The 14,425-nt window shown below is 67.6% G+C and carries 9 protein-coding genes and 1 pseudogene; 4 read left to right on the top strand and 6 right to left on the bottom strand.

The features are described 5' to 3' along the window. The 3 genes and pseudogenes from ACE3N6_RS12120 to ACE3N6_RS12130 all read right to left on the bottom strand — a co-directional run. Nucleotides 1-214, bottom strand: a pseudogene (locus tag ACE3N6_RS12120) (IS256 family transposase); the annotation flags it as partial. Nucleotides 215-773: 559 nt separating this feature from the next. Further along, a complete protein-coding gene (gene dnaE / locus ACE3N6_RS12125) occupies nucleotides 774-4,271 on the bottom strand; it encodes a DNA polymerase III subunit alpha (protein ID WP_374246030.1) in 3,498 nt (1,165 codons plus the stop codon). Between the two features lie 50 nt (nucleotides 4,272-4,321). Then, complete coding sequence (locus ACE3N6_RS12130) at nucleotides 4,322-5,443, bottom strand: rhomboid family intramembrane serine protease (protein WP_374246031.1); 1,122 nt, start codon at nucleotides 5,441-5,443, stop codon at nucleotides 4,322-4,324. Nucleotides 5,444-5,608: 165 nt separating this feature from the next. Between ACE3N6_RS12130 and ACE3N6_RS12135 the strand changes: the two genes are divergently transcribed. Continuing rightward, nucleotides 5,609-6,652: a GGDEF domain-containing protein gene (locus tag ACE3N6_RS12135; RefSeq protein ID WP_374246032.1), complete on the top strand. Its 1,044-nt coding sequence runs from the start codon at nucleotides 5,609-5,611 to the stop codon at nucleotides 6,650-6,652. A 23-nt stretch (nucleotides 6,653-6,675) separates the two neighbouring features. On the opposite strand, the gene ACE3N6_RS12140 is transcribed toward ACE3N6_RS12135, so the two are convergent. From ACE3N6_RS12140 to ACE3N6_RS12150, 3 genes are all read right to left on the bottom strand, one after another. Continuing rightward, entirely contained in the window at nucleotides 6,676-7,071 is a 396-nt protein-coding gene (locus tag ACE3N6_RS12140) for a hypothetical protein (RefSeq protein WP_374246033.1), read from the bottom strand. After that, the gene (locus ACE3N6_RS12145) at nucleotides 7,068-8,048 is read right to left on the bottom strand and encodes a quinone oxidoreductase (protein ID WP_374246034.1); all 981 of its coding nucleotides are present in this window, start codon (nucleotides 8,046-8,048) and stop codon (nucleotides 7,068-7,070) included. The genes ACE3N6_RS12140 and ACE3N6_RS12145 overlap by 4 nt, the downstream gene beginning before the upstream one ends. 109 nt (nucleotides 8,049-8,157) lie before the next feature. Beyond that, nucleotides 8,158-10,446 (bottom strand): NADP-dependent malic enzyme, encoded by a 2,289-nt coding sequence (locus ACE3N6_RS12150; RefSeq protein ID WP_374246035.1) that lies wholly within the window; start codon nucleotides 10,444-10,446, stop codon nucleotides 8,158-8,160. Between the two features lie 338 nt (nucleotides 10,447-10,784). Here ACE3N6_RS12150 and ACE3N6_RS12155 point away from each other — a divergent pair, with 338 nt between their 5' ends. The 3 genes from ACE3N6_RS12155 (at nucleotide 10,785) to ACE3N6_RS12165 (ending at nucleotide 14,420) form a co-directional block, all read left to right on the top strand. Next, nucleotides 10,785-11,552: a ParA family protein gene (locus ACE3N6_RS12155; RefSeq protein ID WP_374246036.1), complete on the top strand. Its 768-nt coding sequence runs from the start codon at nucleotides 10,785-10,787 to the stop codon at nucleotides 11,550-11,552. Nucleotides 11,553-11,676: 124 nt separating this feature from the next. Beyond that, nucleotides 11,677-13,221: an MBOAT family protein gene (locus ACE3N6_RS12160; RefSeq protein ID WP_374246037.1), complete on the top strand. Its 1,545-nt coding sequence runs from the start codon at nucleotides 11,677-11,679 to the stop codon at nucleotides 13,219-13,221. Continuing rightward, the gene (locus ACE3N6_RS12165) at nucleotides 13,221-14,420 is read left to right on the top strand and encodes a hypothetical protein (protein ID WP_374246038.1); all 1,200 of its coding nucleotides are present in this window, start codon (nucleotides 13,221-13,223) and stop codon (nucleotides 14,418-14,420) included. The genes ACE3N6_RS12160 and ACE3N6_RS12165 overlap by 1 nt, the downstream gene beginning before the upstream one ends. The last annotated feature ends 5 nt before the right edge of the window (nucleotides 14,421-14,425 follow it).

The following is a 14,425-nucleotide window of genomic DNA, read 5'->3' on the forward strand; positions in this document are numbered from 1 at the left end:
ATTCGGGCTTGTCCTCGCCTTCGGCGTAGCCCAGGTGATGGCTCAGCTCGGCCTGCAGCGCCCGCTCGATCAAGGCTTTCTTGATCCCGCGCATCACGTCCTCGACCGCCCCCGCCGTCATCGGGCCTGTCACCACTTGATCGAGCCACTGCTGCGCGCCTTCCGGCAACACGGCTACAGGCGGCAGCGGTAACTTCTGTTTCTTCCTTGGCATAACCATTCCCTCCGGGTCTGATGTTATGCCTCAAACACAGAAATTCGGACAGACTCCCGCACCCACTCCCCGCCGGCCCCAGACGTCGATCCGCGCCCGCCGCGGCAAGCACTCGGCGCGCGCGAAGCGTCAGTCTGCGCCGCAACCCATGATGTGCACGCCTGCAACGACGATGTTGCATGCCCAACATCGACAATCGGCCCACCAAACCTTTATGTTGGGGCGTCAACATAAACAGTGCACGGCGCTAACCCTTATGTTGACGTCGCAACATAAAGGTTTCGACCGTCAACATAAACAGTTGACGCACCAACATGAAGCATTGGGCCGTCAACATAAGGGTTAGCGTCGTGCACAGAAAGGTTACGCGGCTCAACATAAGGGTTGCGCCGGTCAACATGAAGGTTACGCAAGCCAACATGAACACTGGCCCATCGACGTAGGAGCCGGGCGCCATGGCCACCAGCAGGCGGTGGACCGGCTCGGTGCCGGTCGCGTGGAGGTTGTGGTGGCTACGCAGGCGCGGCATCGAGCGGGCCGGCGTCAAGAAAGAAATCGCTCATGGGTAGATCACTTCAACGGCATCGGAGGGAAGCCACTCGCGCAGGCGCTCCAGCAGGCTGTCGTCGGGGCGCACCCGCCAGCCCGGGCCCAGGGGGAAATCGGCCTCGGCGTCGGCGTTGCGGTAACGCACGCGGATCGGGCAATCGCCCGCGCGAAACGGGGTGAGCAGGGTTTGCAGGCGCTCGGCTGCGGCGCCGGGGCCGCCGGCGTCGCCGACCTCGCCGTTGAGCTTGAGCTGCAGGGCGCGGGCAAAGCGGCCCCGGGCCTCGCCCAGGGTCATCAGGCGGTCGGCCACGATGCGCAGGCCGCCGGGGCCGGAGAAGTCGTCGGGGCTCACCTTGGCCTCGACGATCAGCACTTCGTCCACCACGATGCGCTCGCGGTTGTTGTCGAAAACCTCGGAGAACACCGACACCTCGCGCGGCGTGGTGCCGTCGTCCAGCAGCACGAAGGCGATCTTGCCGCGGGCGGTCATCTTGGCGCGCACCTCCATCACCACGCCGGCCAGGGTGACCAGCTCCTTCGACGGCTCGAGCTGGGCCAGCGGGCGCCGCACGAAGCGCCGCACCTCGGGCTTGAAGGCGTTGAAGGGGTGGCCGGAGAGGAAGAAGCCGATGGCCAGCTTCTCTTCCTTCAGGCGCTCCCGCTCGCCCCACGGCCGCACCTTGACGTAGTCGGCCATCGGCGGCGCGTCCATGCCCGGCATGTCGAACAGGCCGCTCTGCATGGCGTTGGCGGCGATCTGCTCGGCGGCTTCCATGGCAATGCCCACCGAAGCGAGCAGCTTGGCCCGGTCGGCCGGCTGGACGGGGTCGATGGTGTCGAAGGCGCCGGCCCGGATCAGGGCCTCGATGACCCGGCGGTTGGCCAGGCGCTTGTCCACCCGGCAGGCAAAGTCGAACAGATCCTTGAACGGGCCGCCGGCTTCCCGCGCGGCGAGGATCGCCCGCACCGCCGGCTCGCCCACGCCCTTGACGGCCCCCAGGCCGTAGCGGATGGTCTTCGGGTCCACCGGCACGAAGCGGTAGTCGGAGGCGTTCACATCGGGCGGCAATACCGCGATGTTATTGGCGATCGTGTCTTCATAGAAGATCTTGATCGTGTCGGTGTTGTCCAGATCGGACGACATGGTGGCCGCCATGAAGGCGGCGCAGTGGTAGGCCTTGAGCCAGGCGGTGTGGTAGGTGACCACCGCGTAAGCTGCCGTGTGCGACTTGTTGAAGCCGTACTCGGCGAACTTGGTCATCAGGTCGAACAGCTGCTCGGCCAGCGCCGGGTCGTAGCCCTGCTGGCGGGCGCCCGCGGCGATGGTCTCCCGGTGCTTGGCCATCTCCTCTGGCTTCTTCTTGCCCATCGCCCGGCGCAGCATGTCGGCGCCGCCCAGGGTGTAGCCCCCGATGATCTGGGAGATCTGCATCACCTGCTCCTGGTACACGATCACCCCGTAGGTGGGCGACAGGCAGGCGGTGAGGTCCGGGTGGAAGTAGTCGATGGCTTGCTGGCCCTTCTTCCGGAGGATGAAGTCGTCCACCATCCCCGAGCCCAGCGGGCCCGGCCGGTAGAGCGCCAGCACGGCGATGATGTCTTCGAAGCGGTCGGGGGCGAGCTTCTTGAGGAGCTTCTTCATGCCCTCCGATTCCACCTGGAAGATCGCCGTGGTGTTGGCGTCCCGGAGGATCTGGTAGGCGGCCTGATCTTCGAAGCCCAGGCTCATGAGGTCGGGCTTGGCGCCGGTGAGGCGCTCGACGTAGTCCAGCGCCAGCTCGATGATGGTGAGGTTGCGCAGGCCCAGGAAGTCGAACTTCACGAGGCCGACGGCTTCCACGTCGTCCTTGTCGAACTGGGACACCGGCGTGGCGTCCTCGCCGTCGGCGATGTAGAGCGGACAGAAGTCGGTGAGCTTGCCCGGCGCGATCAGCACGCCCCCGGCGTGCATGCCGACGCCGCGGGTGAGGCCCTCCAGCGGCTCGGCGAGGCTCCAGAGTTCCTGGATCGACTCGCCGTCGTTGCCGTCGGCCATCAGCTCGTTGATCTGCGGCTCCTGCTCGCGGGCGTCGGCCAGCGACAGGGGCTTGTTCTGCACCACCGGGATGAGCTTGGAGAGCCGGTCGCACAAGCCATAGGGCAGGTCAAGCACCCGGCCCACGTCGCGCACCACGGCCTTCGAGGCCATCGTGCCGAAGGTGGCGATCTGGCTCACCGCGTCCTTGCCGTAGCGCTCGCGCACGTACTCGATCACGCGGTAGCGGTTGTCCTGGCAGAAGTCGATGTCGAAGTCGGGCATCGACACCCGCTCGGGGTTGAGGAAGCGCTCGAACAGCAGCGCGTAGGCGAGCGGGTCGAGGTCGGTGATCTTGAGCGAGTAGGCCACCAGCGAACCCGCGCCGGAGCCCCGCCCCGGCCCCACCGGCACGCCGTTGTTCTTGGCCCACTGGATGAAATCCGCCACGATCAGGAAGTAGCCCGGGAAGCCCATCTGGATGATGGTGTCGGTCTCGAACTTGAGCCGCTCCTCGTAGCGCGGGCGCTGGGCCTCGCGCTCGTCCGGGTGCGGGTAGAGCTGGGCGAGGCGCTCCTCGAGGCCGGCCTTGGCCTCCTGCACCAGGAAGTCGTCGAGGCTCATGCCGTCGGGCGTCGGGAACAGGGGCAGGAAGTTCTTGCCCAGCTGCACCGTGAGCGAGCAGCGACGGGCGATCTCGACGCTGTTCTCGAGCGCCTCGGGGATGTCGGCGAACAGCGCCGCCATCTCGTCCTGGGTCTTGAAGTACTGCTGGTCGGTGAAATCCTTGGGCCGGCGCTTGTCGGCCAGCACGTAGCCCTCGGCGATGCACACCCGCGCCTCGTGGGCCTTGAAGTCCTCGGGCCGGATGAACTGGATCGGGTGGGTGGCCACCACCGGCAGGTTGAGGCGCGAGGCGAGCTGCACCGCCTCGCGGATGTAGGTCTCGGTGCCCGGATGGCCGGCGCGCTGCAGCTCGACGTAGAACGCGTCGGGGAAGCGCCGGGCCCAGTCGGCGGCCAGGCTCTCGGCCAGCTGCACGTTGCCGTTGGCGAGCGCCTGCCCCACGTCGCCATCCTTGGCGCCGGAGAGGCAGATCAGGTCGGACACCGCTTCGGCGGTCAGCCACTCGCGGCGGATCTCCGCCCGGCCGCGGTACTTGTTCTCCATGAAGGCCAGGGTCAGCAGCTCGCAGAGCTGGCCGTAGCCCTTGCGGTTCTTGCAGATCAGCAGCACGCGGGAGGGCTTGTCGCGATCGACCGCGTTGGTGATCCAGGCGTCGCAGCCGATGACCGGCTTGAGACCCTTGCCGCGGGCGCCCTTGTAGAACTTGACCATCCCGAACAGGTTGGCCAGATCGGAGATGCCCAGCGCCGGCATGCCGTCGGCGACGGCGCGGGCGATGGCGGAATCCACCTGCGCGATCCCGTCGGAGATCGAGTACTCGGTGTGGAGGCGCAGATGGATGAAGCGGGGGGAATGGGATTCAGGCATCCCGCAATTTTACCTGCCGGCGGGCCGATTCCGGCAGCCGGATTGCCCGCTCAGTGGCTGGCCGACTCCACCGACTTGCGCAGGCGCATCTGCAGCAGGATGTTGTCGGCCTGCACCTGCAGGGTGCGGGAACGCTCGATCCACACCGCCTGGTGGGTCTGGATGGCCTGGGCCAGCGCCTTCAGGGCGTCGCGGCGGGTGGTGGCGTAGTGCACCAGCTCGTCCCGTTGCCACTCGTAGTCGTCCGGCGCCTCGCGCCACGACAGGGCGGTGATCGCCCGCTCCCAGCGCGGGATGAAATCGTGCTCCAGCTTGTCGAGGGCGGTCGCCTCGGCGATCCGCTTCAGGCGCAGCGCCTCCATCAGCTCGGCCTGCTCCCGCAGGAGTTCCTGCTCCTCGAGGGCGAACTGGCGGATCGTCTGCTGATAGGCGTGACCCACCTCGTAGCTGCGCACCACCTGGGGCGCCCCCTTCCACAGCCAGCCCCCCAACGCCACCGCCAGACACAGGCTGCCCAGCACCTGCGGCGACCGCCAGCGCACCGGGCGCTGCGACACCACCGGCTCGGCGAACGCCGCGCCCAGCAGCATGCCCCCCACCAGCCCGCCCAGGTGCGCCGCGTTGTCGATGCCGGGAATCGAGAAACCGGCGAACAGCGAGTAGCCGATGAAACCCAGGGTGCCCGAGCGCATCTCCCGGAACACCTCGACCGGCACCGAGCCCCGCTGACGCAGCAGATAGGCCAGCAGCGCGCCATACACGCCGAAGATCGCGCCGGACGCCCCCACACTCACCGGCCCCGGCTTCCACCACAGGCTGGCCGCGTTACCCAGCAGGCCGGCGATCAGGTAGATGCTCAGGAACCCCGCCCGCCCGAACAGCCGCTCGACCACCTGCCCGGCCTGATGCAGCGCCAGCATGTTGAGCCCCACATGGAGCAGCCCCCCGTGCAGGAACAGTGCGGTGAAGAAACGCCACGTCTCGCCCTGTTGGACCAGCGGGGCGAAGTTGCCCCCCAGCCGGATCAGCAGGTCGGACGGAATCTGCGTGAGGTTGCGCGACACGACCGCCAGCAGCGCGAAGACCAGCACGTTGATCGCCACCAGCGCGCGGGTCACATCGGCCCGCGGAACCCGCGAGAACAGGACGTTGATGAATGTGTCGTAGTTCAAGAAAGCGAAACCCGTGGAGGGAAGCCCGGATTATACGCAGGCCGGCGGGCGCCGCGCCCGGGCCGTGACCGCGCGCCGACGGCCTCGCGCGCTTACAGGATGCCGACGCCGGGCAAAACCGTTAAGATGCGCCCACAAGAAGCCAATAATGTCGCGCCGGACACCATGATCCACGTCCTCAAGCATGTCGAATCCATCACCCAGCACCGGGATCGGGCCCTGCTCGAACTGGGCGTCGCATCGGCGCTGTTCGAGCTGGTGAAGGCTCGGGAGGTGAACCTTCACAAGATTGTCGGCGAAGGCGATGCCCGCGCCCTCGAACAGGTCACCCACGTGGGCACCGATGGCGTTCGCTACGCAACGGAAGCGGAGATCGACGACAGCCAGCCGATCAGCGCCCGGCCGGAGATCCTGGCCTGCGTCGAGAACTCCCAGATCGTGCGGCGCGAACACCCCGAATCGGGCGCCTTCGTTCATTGCTTCCCGATCAGCGTGGACAGGCGCGTGCTGGGCGTGCTCGAGGTCTCGTGCGCCCAACCGCTCTCCGAAGACGACCTGGGCACGGCCGAAGGTTTTCTGGGCCTCTATCGCAACTACCTGAGCCTGCTCGACTACAGCGAGCGGGACACCCTCACCGGCATGCTCAACCGCAAGACCTTCGACGAGAGCCTGTCGAAGATCCTCGGTGGGATGGCCGCGATCCGCGCCGCCGAAAACGATTCCGCCCCCACCCGCCGCCGACGTCAGCAGGACGAAGGCACCTACTGGCTGGCGGTGGTGGATGTGGACCACTTCAAGCGCATCAACGACCAGTTCGGCCATCTGTACGGCGACGAGGTGCTGATTCTTCTGGCCCGCATCATGCGCGAGAGCTTCCGTCACCAGGACAAGCTCTTCCGTTTCGGCGGCGAGGAGTTCGTGGTCACCCTGCGGGCCACCTCCGAGGACGAAGTGCGGGCAGCCCTCGAGCGCTTCCGGATGGCGGTCGAGGGCTACAGCTTCCCCCAGGTCGGACGGGTGACGGTGAGCGCCGGCTACACCCACATCAGCACCTCCGACACGATCCCGGAGATCGTCGGGCGGGCCGACGAGGCGCTGTACGTGGCCAAGGAGAACGGCCGCAACCAGATCGCCAGCTACGAAGCTGCGCTCAACGCGGGCAAGGTGACCGTGCGCGACAAACCCGACAGCGACATCGAACTGTTCTGAACGGGCCCGACGGCCCGTTTTTTCTAACGACCCGCGGCTTGGGCGGGCAGATCCTTCAGCGCCTGCTTGCGCTCCCCGTCGGCGGCGAAGATCAGCGCCTGCTGCTCGTCGGTGAGCGGCGCCTTCAGGTCGCGCTCCAGCGAGTTGTAGATCCGCGCCAGACGGTCGGTAAGCCGCCCCTTGGCGGGAATCGCGCGCACCACCTGGTCGTGGGTGGCGCCGGTGATGCTCATCACCTTCTGGATGAAGGCCTCCTCGATGCGGCGGGTCTCGGCCTGCATGAACGCCACCTGCCCCGGGGTGAGCACGGCAGGGGTCGGCGGCGGAAGCGGCTGTGCAGCCCCGACAGCGCCCGGCGCGAGGGACAGGGACAGGAACAGGGCCAGTGCGGCGACGGAGAGCGGAATGGCAGGTTTCATGATCGCGGTAGCAAGACGGTCGAACCGACGGTGCGCCGGGCTTCGAGTTCGCGGTGGGCCTCGGCGGCATCCTTGAGCGGATAGCGCTGGTTGATCGACAGGCGGACCTGCCCGGAGGCCACCACGTCGAAGAGTTCGTCGGACATCGCCAGCAGGTCTTCCCGCCGGGCGATGTAATGGAACAGGGTCGGACGGGTCAGGAACAGGGAGCCCATCTTCGCGAGCAGCGCCGGCTCGAAGGCCGGCACCGGCCCGGACGCGTTGCCGAAGGTGACCATCACCCCCAGCGGCCGCAGGCAGGCCAGGGAATCCATGAAGGTGTCCCTGCCGATGGAATCGTAAACCACCGGCACGCCTTCGCCCCCGGTAATTTCGCGCACCCGCGCCGAAACCGTTTCGCGGGTGTAAACGATGGTGTGGTCGCAGCCATGCCGACGGGCGACCTCGGCCTTCGCGTCGGAGCCGACCGTGCCGATCACCGTGGCGCCCAGAGCCTTCGCCCACTGGCAGGCGATGAGCCCCACTCCGCCGGCGGCGGCGTGGATCAGCACGGTGTCGCCGGGCTGGACCCGGTAGGTGCGCCGCAGCAGATATTGGGCAGTGAGCCCCTGCATCATCATCGCGGCGCCCTGTTCGAAGCTGAGGCTGTCGGGCAGCGTCACCAGCAGCGCGGCGGCGATGTTGCGGCGCTCGGCATAGGCCCCGAGGGGGCCGCCCACGTAGGCCACCCGGTCGCCGGGTGCAAAGCCGGTGACGCCTTCGCCGACGGCCTCGACCACGCCGGCCGCCTCCTGGCCCAGCCCGGATGGCAGCGGCACCGGGTAGAGCCCGGCACGGTGATAGGTGTCGATGTAATTGACGCCGACCGCCTCGTGGCGGATGCGGACTTCGCCGGCGGCAGGCGGCGGGAGATCGGCCTCGACCCATTGCAGGACGTCGGGGCCGCCGATGCGGTCGAAACGGATCAGGCCGGTCATGGCGTCACCTCGCGGAACAACGTGGGGGACGATTGTACCGGAGGTGCGCGGCCGTCGTCCCCCCGGCCGGCGCGGATATCGCACCGACCGGGGGGCGCGCTGCCGGGGATCAGTTGCCTTCGCGCTGATCCATGGCGTCCACCACCGCCAGGGCGGTGATGTTCACCAGCCGGCGGACCGACGCCGACGGGGTCAGGATGTGCACCGCGCGGGCCGAACCGAGGAGGATCGGCCCCACCGACACGCCGTCTCCGTGGGCCACCTTGAGCAGGTTGAAGGCGATGTTGGCCGCGTCCAGGTTGGGCATCACCAGCAGGTTGGCTTCGCCGTGGAGGGTCGAATCGGGGTGCAGGCGGTCGCGGATCTCGTGGGACAGGGCCGAATCCCCGTGCATCTCGCCGTCGCACTGCAGATCCGGCGCCTTCACGCGCAGGATGTCGCGGGCCTCGCGCATCCGGCGCGACGAGGTGGAGCGGGCGCTGCCGAAGTTGGAGTGGGACAGCAGGGCCACCTTCGGCTCGATGCCGAAGCGCTTGAGCTCGTCGGCCGCCATCAGGGCGATCTCGGCGGCCTCCTCGGCGCTGGGCATCTCGTTCACGTAGGTGTCGGTGATGGCCAGCACGCGCTGGGGCAGCAGCAGGATGTTCATCGCCGCGTACAGGCTGGCGCCGTGCTTGAGGCCGATGAGGTTCTGGACGTGGTCGAAGTGGTGGTCGTAGGAGCCGGTGGTGCCGCACACCAGGGCGTCGGCGTCGCCGCGACGCAGCAGCATGCAGCCGATCAGGGTGGTGTCGGAGCGCATGGCTTCACGGGCGGAATCCGGCGTGACGCCGTCGCGGCCCATCAGGCGGTAGTACTCCTGCCACAGCTCGCGGTAGCGGCTGTCGGACTCGACGTTCACCACATCGAAGTCGCGGCCGGCCTTGAGGTTGAGGCCGAACTTCTCGATGCGCATCTCGATCACCGCCGGGCGGCCGATGAGGATCGGACGGGCCAGGTTTTCATCGACCACCGCCCGCACCGCGCGCAGCACACGCTCGCTCTCGCCTTCCGAGTAGAGCACGCGCTTCTTGTCGGCGGGGATGCGCTTGGCGGTGGAGAACACCGGCTTCATGATGATGCCGGACTGGTACACGAACTCGGTGAGGCTCTGGACGTAGGCGTCCATGTCGATCTTGCGCGTGGCCACGCCGGAATCGATGGCGGCCTGGGCCACCGCCGGGGCGATCTTGACGATCAGGCGCGGATCGAAGGGCTTGGGGATCAGGTAGTTCGGACCGAAGCTCAGGTCGGCGCCACCGTAAGCCTGGGCCACCACGTCGGACTGCTCGGCCTCGGCCAGCTCGGCGATGGCCTTCACGCAGGCGAGCTTCATCTCCTCGGTGATCTTGGTGGCGGCCACGTCGAGGGCGCCACGGAAGATGAACGGGAAGCACAGCACGTTATTCACCTGGTTCGGGTAATCCGAACGGCCGGTGGCGATGATGGCGTCGGGGCGGACCTCCTTGGCCAGCTCCGGCATGATCTCCGGGGTGGGGTTGGCCAGCGCGAAGATCAGCGGCTTGTCGGCCATGCCCTTGACCATCTCCGGCTTGAGCACGCCGGCGGTGGACAGGCCCAGGAACACATCGGCGCCGACCAGGGCCTCGCCCAGGGTGCGGAACTCGGTCTTCTGGGCGTAGCGGGCCTTGTTGGCCTCCATGTTCTCTTCGCGGCCAACCCAGATCACGCCCTTGGAGTCGCACACGAAGACGTTCTCGCGCTTGATGCCAAGCCCGCACCACAGGTCGAGACAGGCGATCGCCGCGGCGCCGGCGCCGGAGCACACCACCTTGACCTCATCCACCTTCTTGCCGACCACCTTGAGGCCGTTGAGCATCGCGGCGGCCGAGATGATGGCGGTGCCGTGCTGGTCGTCGTGGAAGACCGGGATGTTCATCCGCTCGCGCAGCTTCTGCTCGATGTAGAAGCACTCGGGCGCCTTGATGTCCTCGAGGTTGATGCCGCCCAGGGTGGGCTCCAGCGAGGCGATGATGTCGATCAGCTTGTCCGGGTCGTTCTCGGCCAGCTCGATGTCGAACACGTCGATGTTGGCGAACTTCTTGAACAGGCAGCCCTTGCCCTCCATCACCGGCTTGGCGGCCAGCGGGCCGATGTTGCCCAGGCCCAGCACCGCGGTGCCGTTGGTGACCACGGCCACCAGGTTGCCGCGGGAGGTGTATTCCTGCGCGTCGGCCGGATCGGCCACGATGGCGTCGCAGGCGGCGGCCACGCCGGGGGAGTAAGCCAGCGCCAGGTCGCGCTGGTTGGTCAGGCCCTTGGTCGGCACCACCGAGATCTTGCCGCGGGTCGGGCTACGGTGGTATTCGAGGGCGGCGGCGATGAAATCCTTGTCCATGTTCTATCTCTACTAAAAAATGGTCCGACCCCTCCCCGCAAGGCAAACGGCCAAGCGGGCAAGGAGCACAAACCCTGCTGCACACGGAAGTCTGTAAGCGTCTTGGATGCCCTGAAACGGGCATTTGCATGGTCTGACGGCCGGGTGCGATTGACGCCTGCGCCTGGCCGGAGTTCCGTCGCCGGGAGGGGGCAACGAAGACTGCAGATTTTTCTTGTCGGGCGAGTTTAACCGACGAGGCGCATTTTCGCACCCCTCGTAATTAGGGCGGACCCGCATTGCGTGGCACAATCGCGGCCAGTCATAACACAGGCACCAGAGATCAGAGGGAAGAGACGATGCGACGAGTGGTGTTCAACCAGAAGGGCGGCGTGGGCAAATCCACCATCACCTGCAACCTCGCGGCGATCAGCGCCGCCAACGGCCTGCGCACGCTGGTGGTGGATCTGGACCCGCAAGGCAACTCCACCCACTATCTGCTCGGCAACGGCGCCGACAACGCCGACGACACCGTCGCCGGGCTGTTCGAGCAGACCCTGAACTTCAAGTTCAACCCCAAGAAGACCGCCGAGTTCGTCCAGCCCACGCCCTTCGCCAATCTGTCGATCCTCCCGTCCCACCCGGATCTCGAAGAACTCCAGGGCAAGCTCGAATCCCGCTACAAGATCTTCAAGCTGCGCGACGCGCTGGACGAGCTCGCCGACGACTTCGACGCGGTGTTCATCGACACCCCGCCGGCCCTCAACTTCTTCACCCGCTCGGCGCTGATCGCCACCCGGCTGTGCCTGATCCCCTTCGACTGCGACGACTTCTCGCGCCGGGCGCTCTACGCGCTGCTCGAGAACGTCCAGGAGATCAAGGCCGACCACAACCGCGATCTGGAAGTCGAAGGCATCGTCGTCAACCAGTTCCAGCCCCGCGCCAGCCTGCCGCAAAAGCTGGTGCAGGAACTCATCGACGAAGGCCTGCCGATCTTCAAGACCTACCTCTCCAGCTCGATCAAGATCCGCGAAAGCCACGAACAGGCCAAGCCGATGATCCACCTCGACCCCAGGCACAAGCTGGCCCAGGAATTCACCGCCCTGCACGCCGAACTGCGCCGCTAAGGCCGCGCGCCGTCGCACGGCGGCGTGACATATCTTTCATTGCGGCACCTGCCGCAACAGCGCGGCGCACTCAAAACGGATAAGCTGCGCCCGGTCGAATCACGGGCGCGGCCCGCACGCACGCATGCTGTTCAACTCCTACGCCTTCCTGCTGGCCTACCTGCCCGTCACCCTGCTGGGCTTCTTCATTTTTGGCCGCAGCGGCAAGCAGGCCGGCGCGGCGTGGCTGGCCGCGTGCTCGCTGTTCTTCTACGCCTGGTGGGATTACCGCTACCTGGCCCTGCTGCTGGCCTCGATCTGCGCCAATTACCTGGCCGGCGGCTTCATCGCCCGCCGCGCCGGCAGCGCCGAAGGGCGCCGGGCCCTCACGCTGGCGGTGATCGTCAATCTGGCGCTGCTGGGCTACTACAAGTACGCCGACTTCTTCCTCTCCAGCACCAACGCCCTGCTGGGCACCGACTGGCCGATCCTCGGGATCGTCCTGCCCATCGGGATCTCCTTCTTCACCTTCACCCAGATCGCCTTCCTCGCCGACGCCTACGCCGGCAAGGTCACCGAATACCGCTTCATCTACTACGTCCTGTTCGTCACCTACTTCCCGCACCTCATCGCCGGCCCGGTGCTGCACCACAAGGAGATGATGCCCCAGTTCGACGAGGACAAGAATTACCGCCCCCACGCCGCCAACTTCGCCATCGGCCTCACCATCTTCGCCATCGGCCTGGCCAAGAAGGTCCTGATCGCCGACACCCTGGCCGGCTACGCGGCGCCGGTCTTCGCGCCCGACGCCGACGCCCCCACCCTGCTCAACGCCTGGGGCGGCGCCCTGGCCTACACCTTCCAGCTCTACTTCGACTTCTCGGGCTACTCCGACATGGCCATCGGCCTGTCGCGGATGTTCGGGGTGCGCCTGCCGCTCAACTTCAACTCGCCCTACAAGTCGCGCAACATCACCGAGTTCTGGCGCCGCTGGCACATGACCCTTTCGCGCTTCCTGCGCGACTACCTCTACATCCCCCTGGGCGGCAACCGCCACGGGCGCCTCCGCCGCCACCTCAACCTGCTCACCACCATGGTGCTGGGCGGCCTGTGGCACGGCGCGGGCTGGAACTTCGTGATCTGGGGCGCGCTGCACGGTGGCTTCCTGGTCATCAACCACGCCTGGCAGGATGCCTGCCGCCGGCTGCCGGTGCGCCTGCCGGCCGGCCTGGGGCGGGTGCTCGGGGTGACCCTCACCTTCGTCTGCGTGGTGATCGCCTGGGTGTACTTCCGGGCGCCCGACCTCGCCACCGCCAACCGGGTGCTTGCCGGCATGCTCGGCCAGTTCGGCACCAGCCTGCCCGAGCCCATCCTGTCCCGCCTCGGCCCGCTGAAGGCTGTCGCCGACAGCCTGGGCATCGGCGTCAGCCTGGGTGGCGGCGCGGCCTTCGTCGAAACCTGGGTGTGGATCGCGGTCGGCGCCCTGGTGGCCTTCCTGGCGCCCAACACCCAGGAGATCATGGGCCGCTTCGACCCCGCCCTGCCGGAGGACAGCCGCCGCCCCCAGGCCGTGGCCCGCCGCCTTGCCTGGCAACCGACCCGCCGCCACGCCCTCGTCACCGGCCTGCTGTTCGCCATCGGCGTGCTGGCGCTCTCGCGCCCCACCGAATTCCTGTACTTCCAGTTCTGATGACCTCCCCGACGCCACTCTCCTGGGCCAGCTATCTGCGCTGGATGCTGACGACCCTGGCCATCTGCGTCGCCTTGGTGGGCGCCATCAACGTGTTCGTGGACCCCCTGGGCATCTTCGGCTCGCCGCGCATCCCCGGCATCAACGCCACCAAGCCCTACCTCGACCACCACCGGGATCTCACCCGCTGGCAGGCGGCACGGCGGGTGTGCGCCGGTGCCGGCATCTTCGGCAACTCCCGCGCCGAGATCGGCTTCGACCCCCGGCACCCGGCCTTCGCCGCCGCGGGCCTGTCAGCGTTCAACTACGCGCTGCCCAGCGCCCCGGCGAGCACCATCGACCGCCAGCTCAAGTGGCTGGCGTCCATCGGCTGCACGCCGAAGCTCGCCATCGTCGGCGTCGAGTTCAACGACTTCCTGGGCACCACCAAGGCCGTGCCCCTCCCGCCGGTCGACGCCCCGCCGCAGATCGACGGCAAGGTGCTGGCCGAAACCGTGTTTTCCCTCACCGGCCTGCAGGATTCCCTCAAGACCCTGGCCCTGCAGCGCGCCCGCTACGGGGCCACCCTCACCGAGCTGGGCTTCAACCCCCTCGACAACTACATCGCCGAAGTGAACAACAGCGGCCACTACGTGCTGTTCCGCCAGCGCGCCGAACAGAACGCCCGCGCCTGGCGTCGCATGGAGCCCGCCATCCAGCCGGCCAGCGGCCTCTCCATCGACCAGCAGGCCCTGGAGGCCGTGCTCGCCGGCCTGGAGGCCGCCGGCAGCACCACGCGGCTGGTGATCTACCCCTACCACGCCGAGATCCGCCTGATCCAGGCCCGGCTGGGGCTGGCCGGGCTGTTCGACGACTGGCGGCGGATGATCGTCGCCATGGCGGCCCGCCACCCCGGCGTCGAGGTGTGGGATTTCAGCGGCATCGGCCCCGAAGTGCTGGAGGCCATCCCCGCCCCCGGCGACCGCCAGACCCACCTGCGCAACTTCTGGGAAGCCGGTCACTTCAAGCGCGAGCTGGGCGACCGGGTGGTCGCCCGGGCGATGGGCGAAGCCGGCGCCGACAGCGCCTTCGGCCTGCGCCTCACCCCGGACAACATCGACCGCGCCCTCGCCGACGACAGCCGCAAGCTCCAGGCCCTCCTCGCCACCCCGTCGCCGCTCCTGGCCGAAGTGGACGACGTGGTCGGCAAGCGCCGCTGACCCCC

The organism is Zoogloea sp. (genome assembly GCF_041904905.1).
Taxonomy (GTDB): domain Bacteria; phylum Pseudomonadota; class Gammaproteobacteria; order Burkholderiales; family Rhodocyclaceae; genus Zoogloea.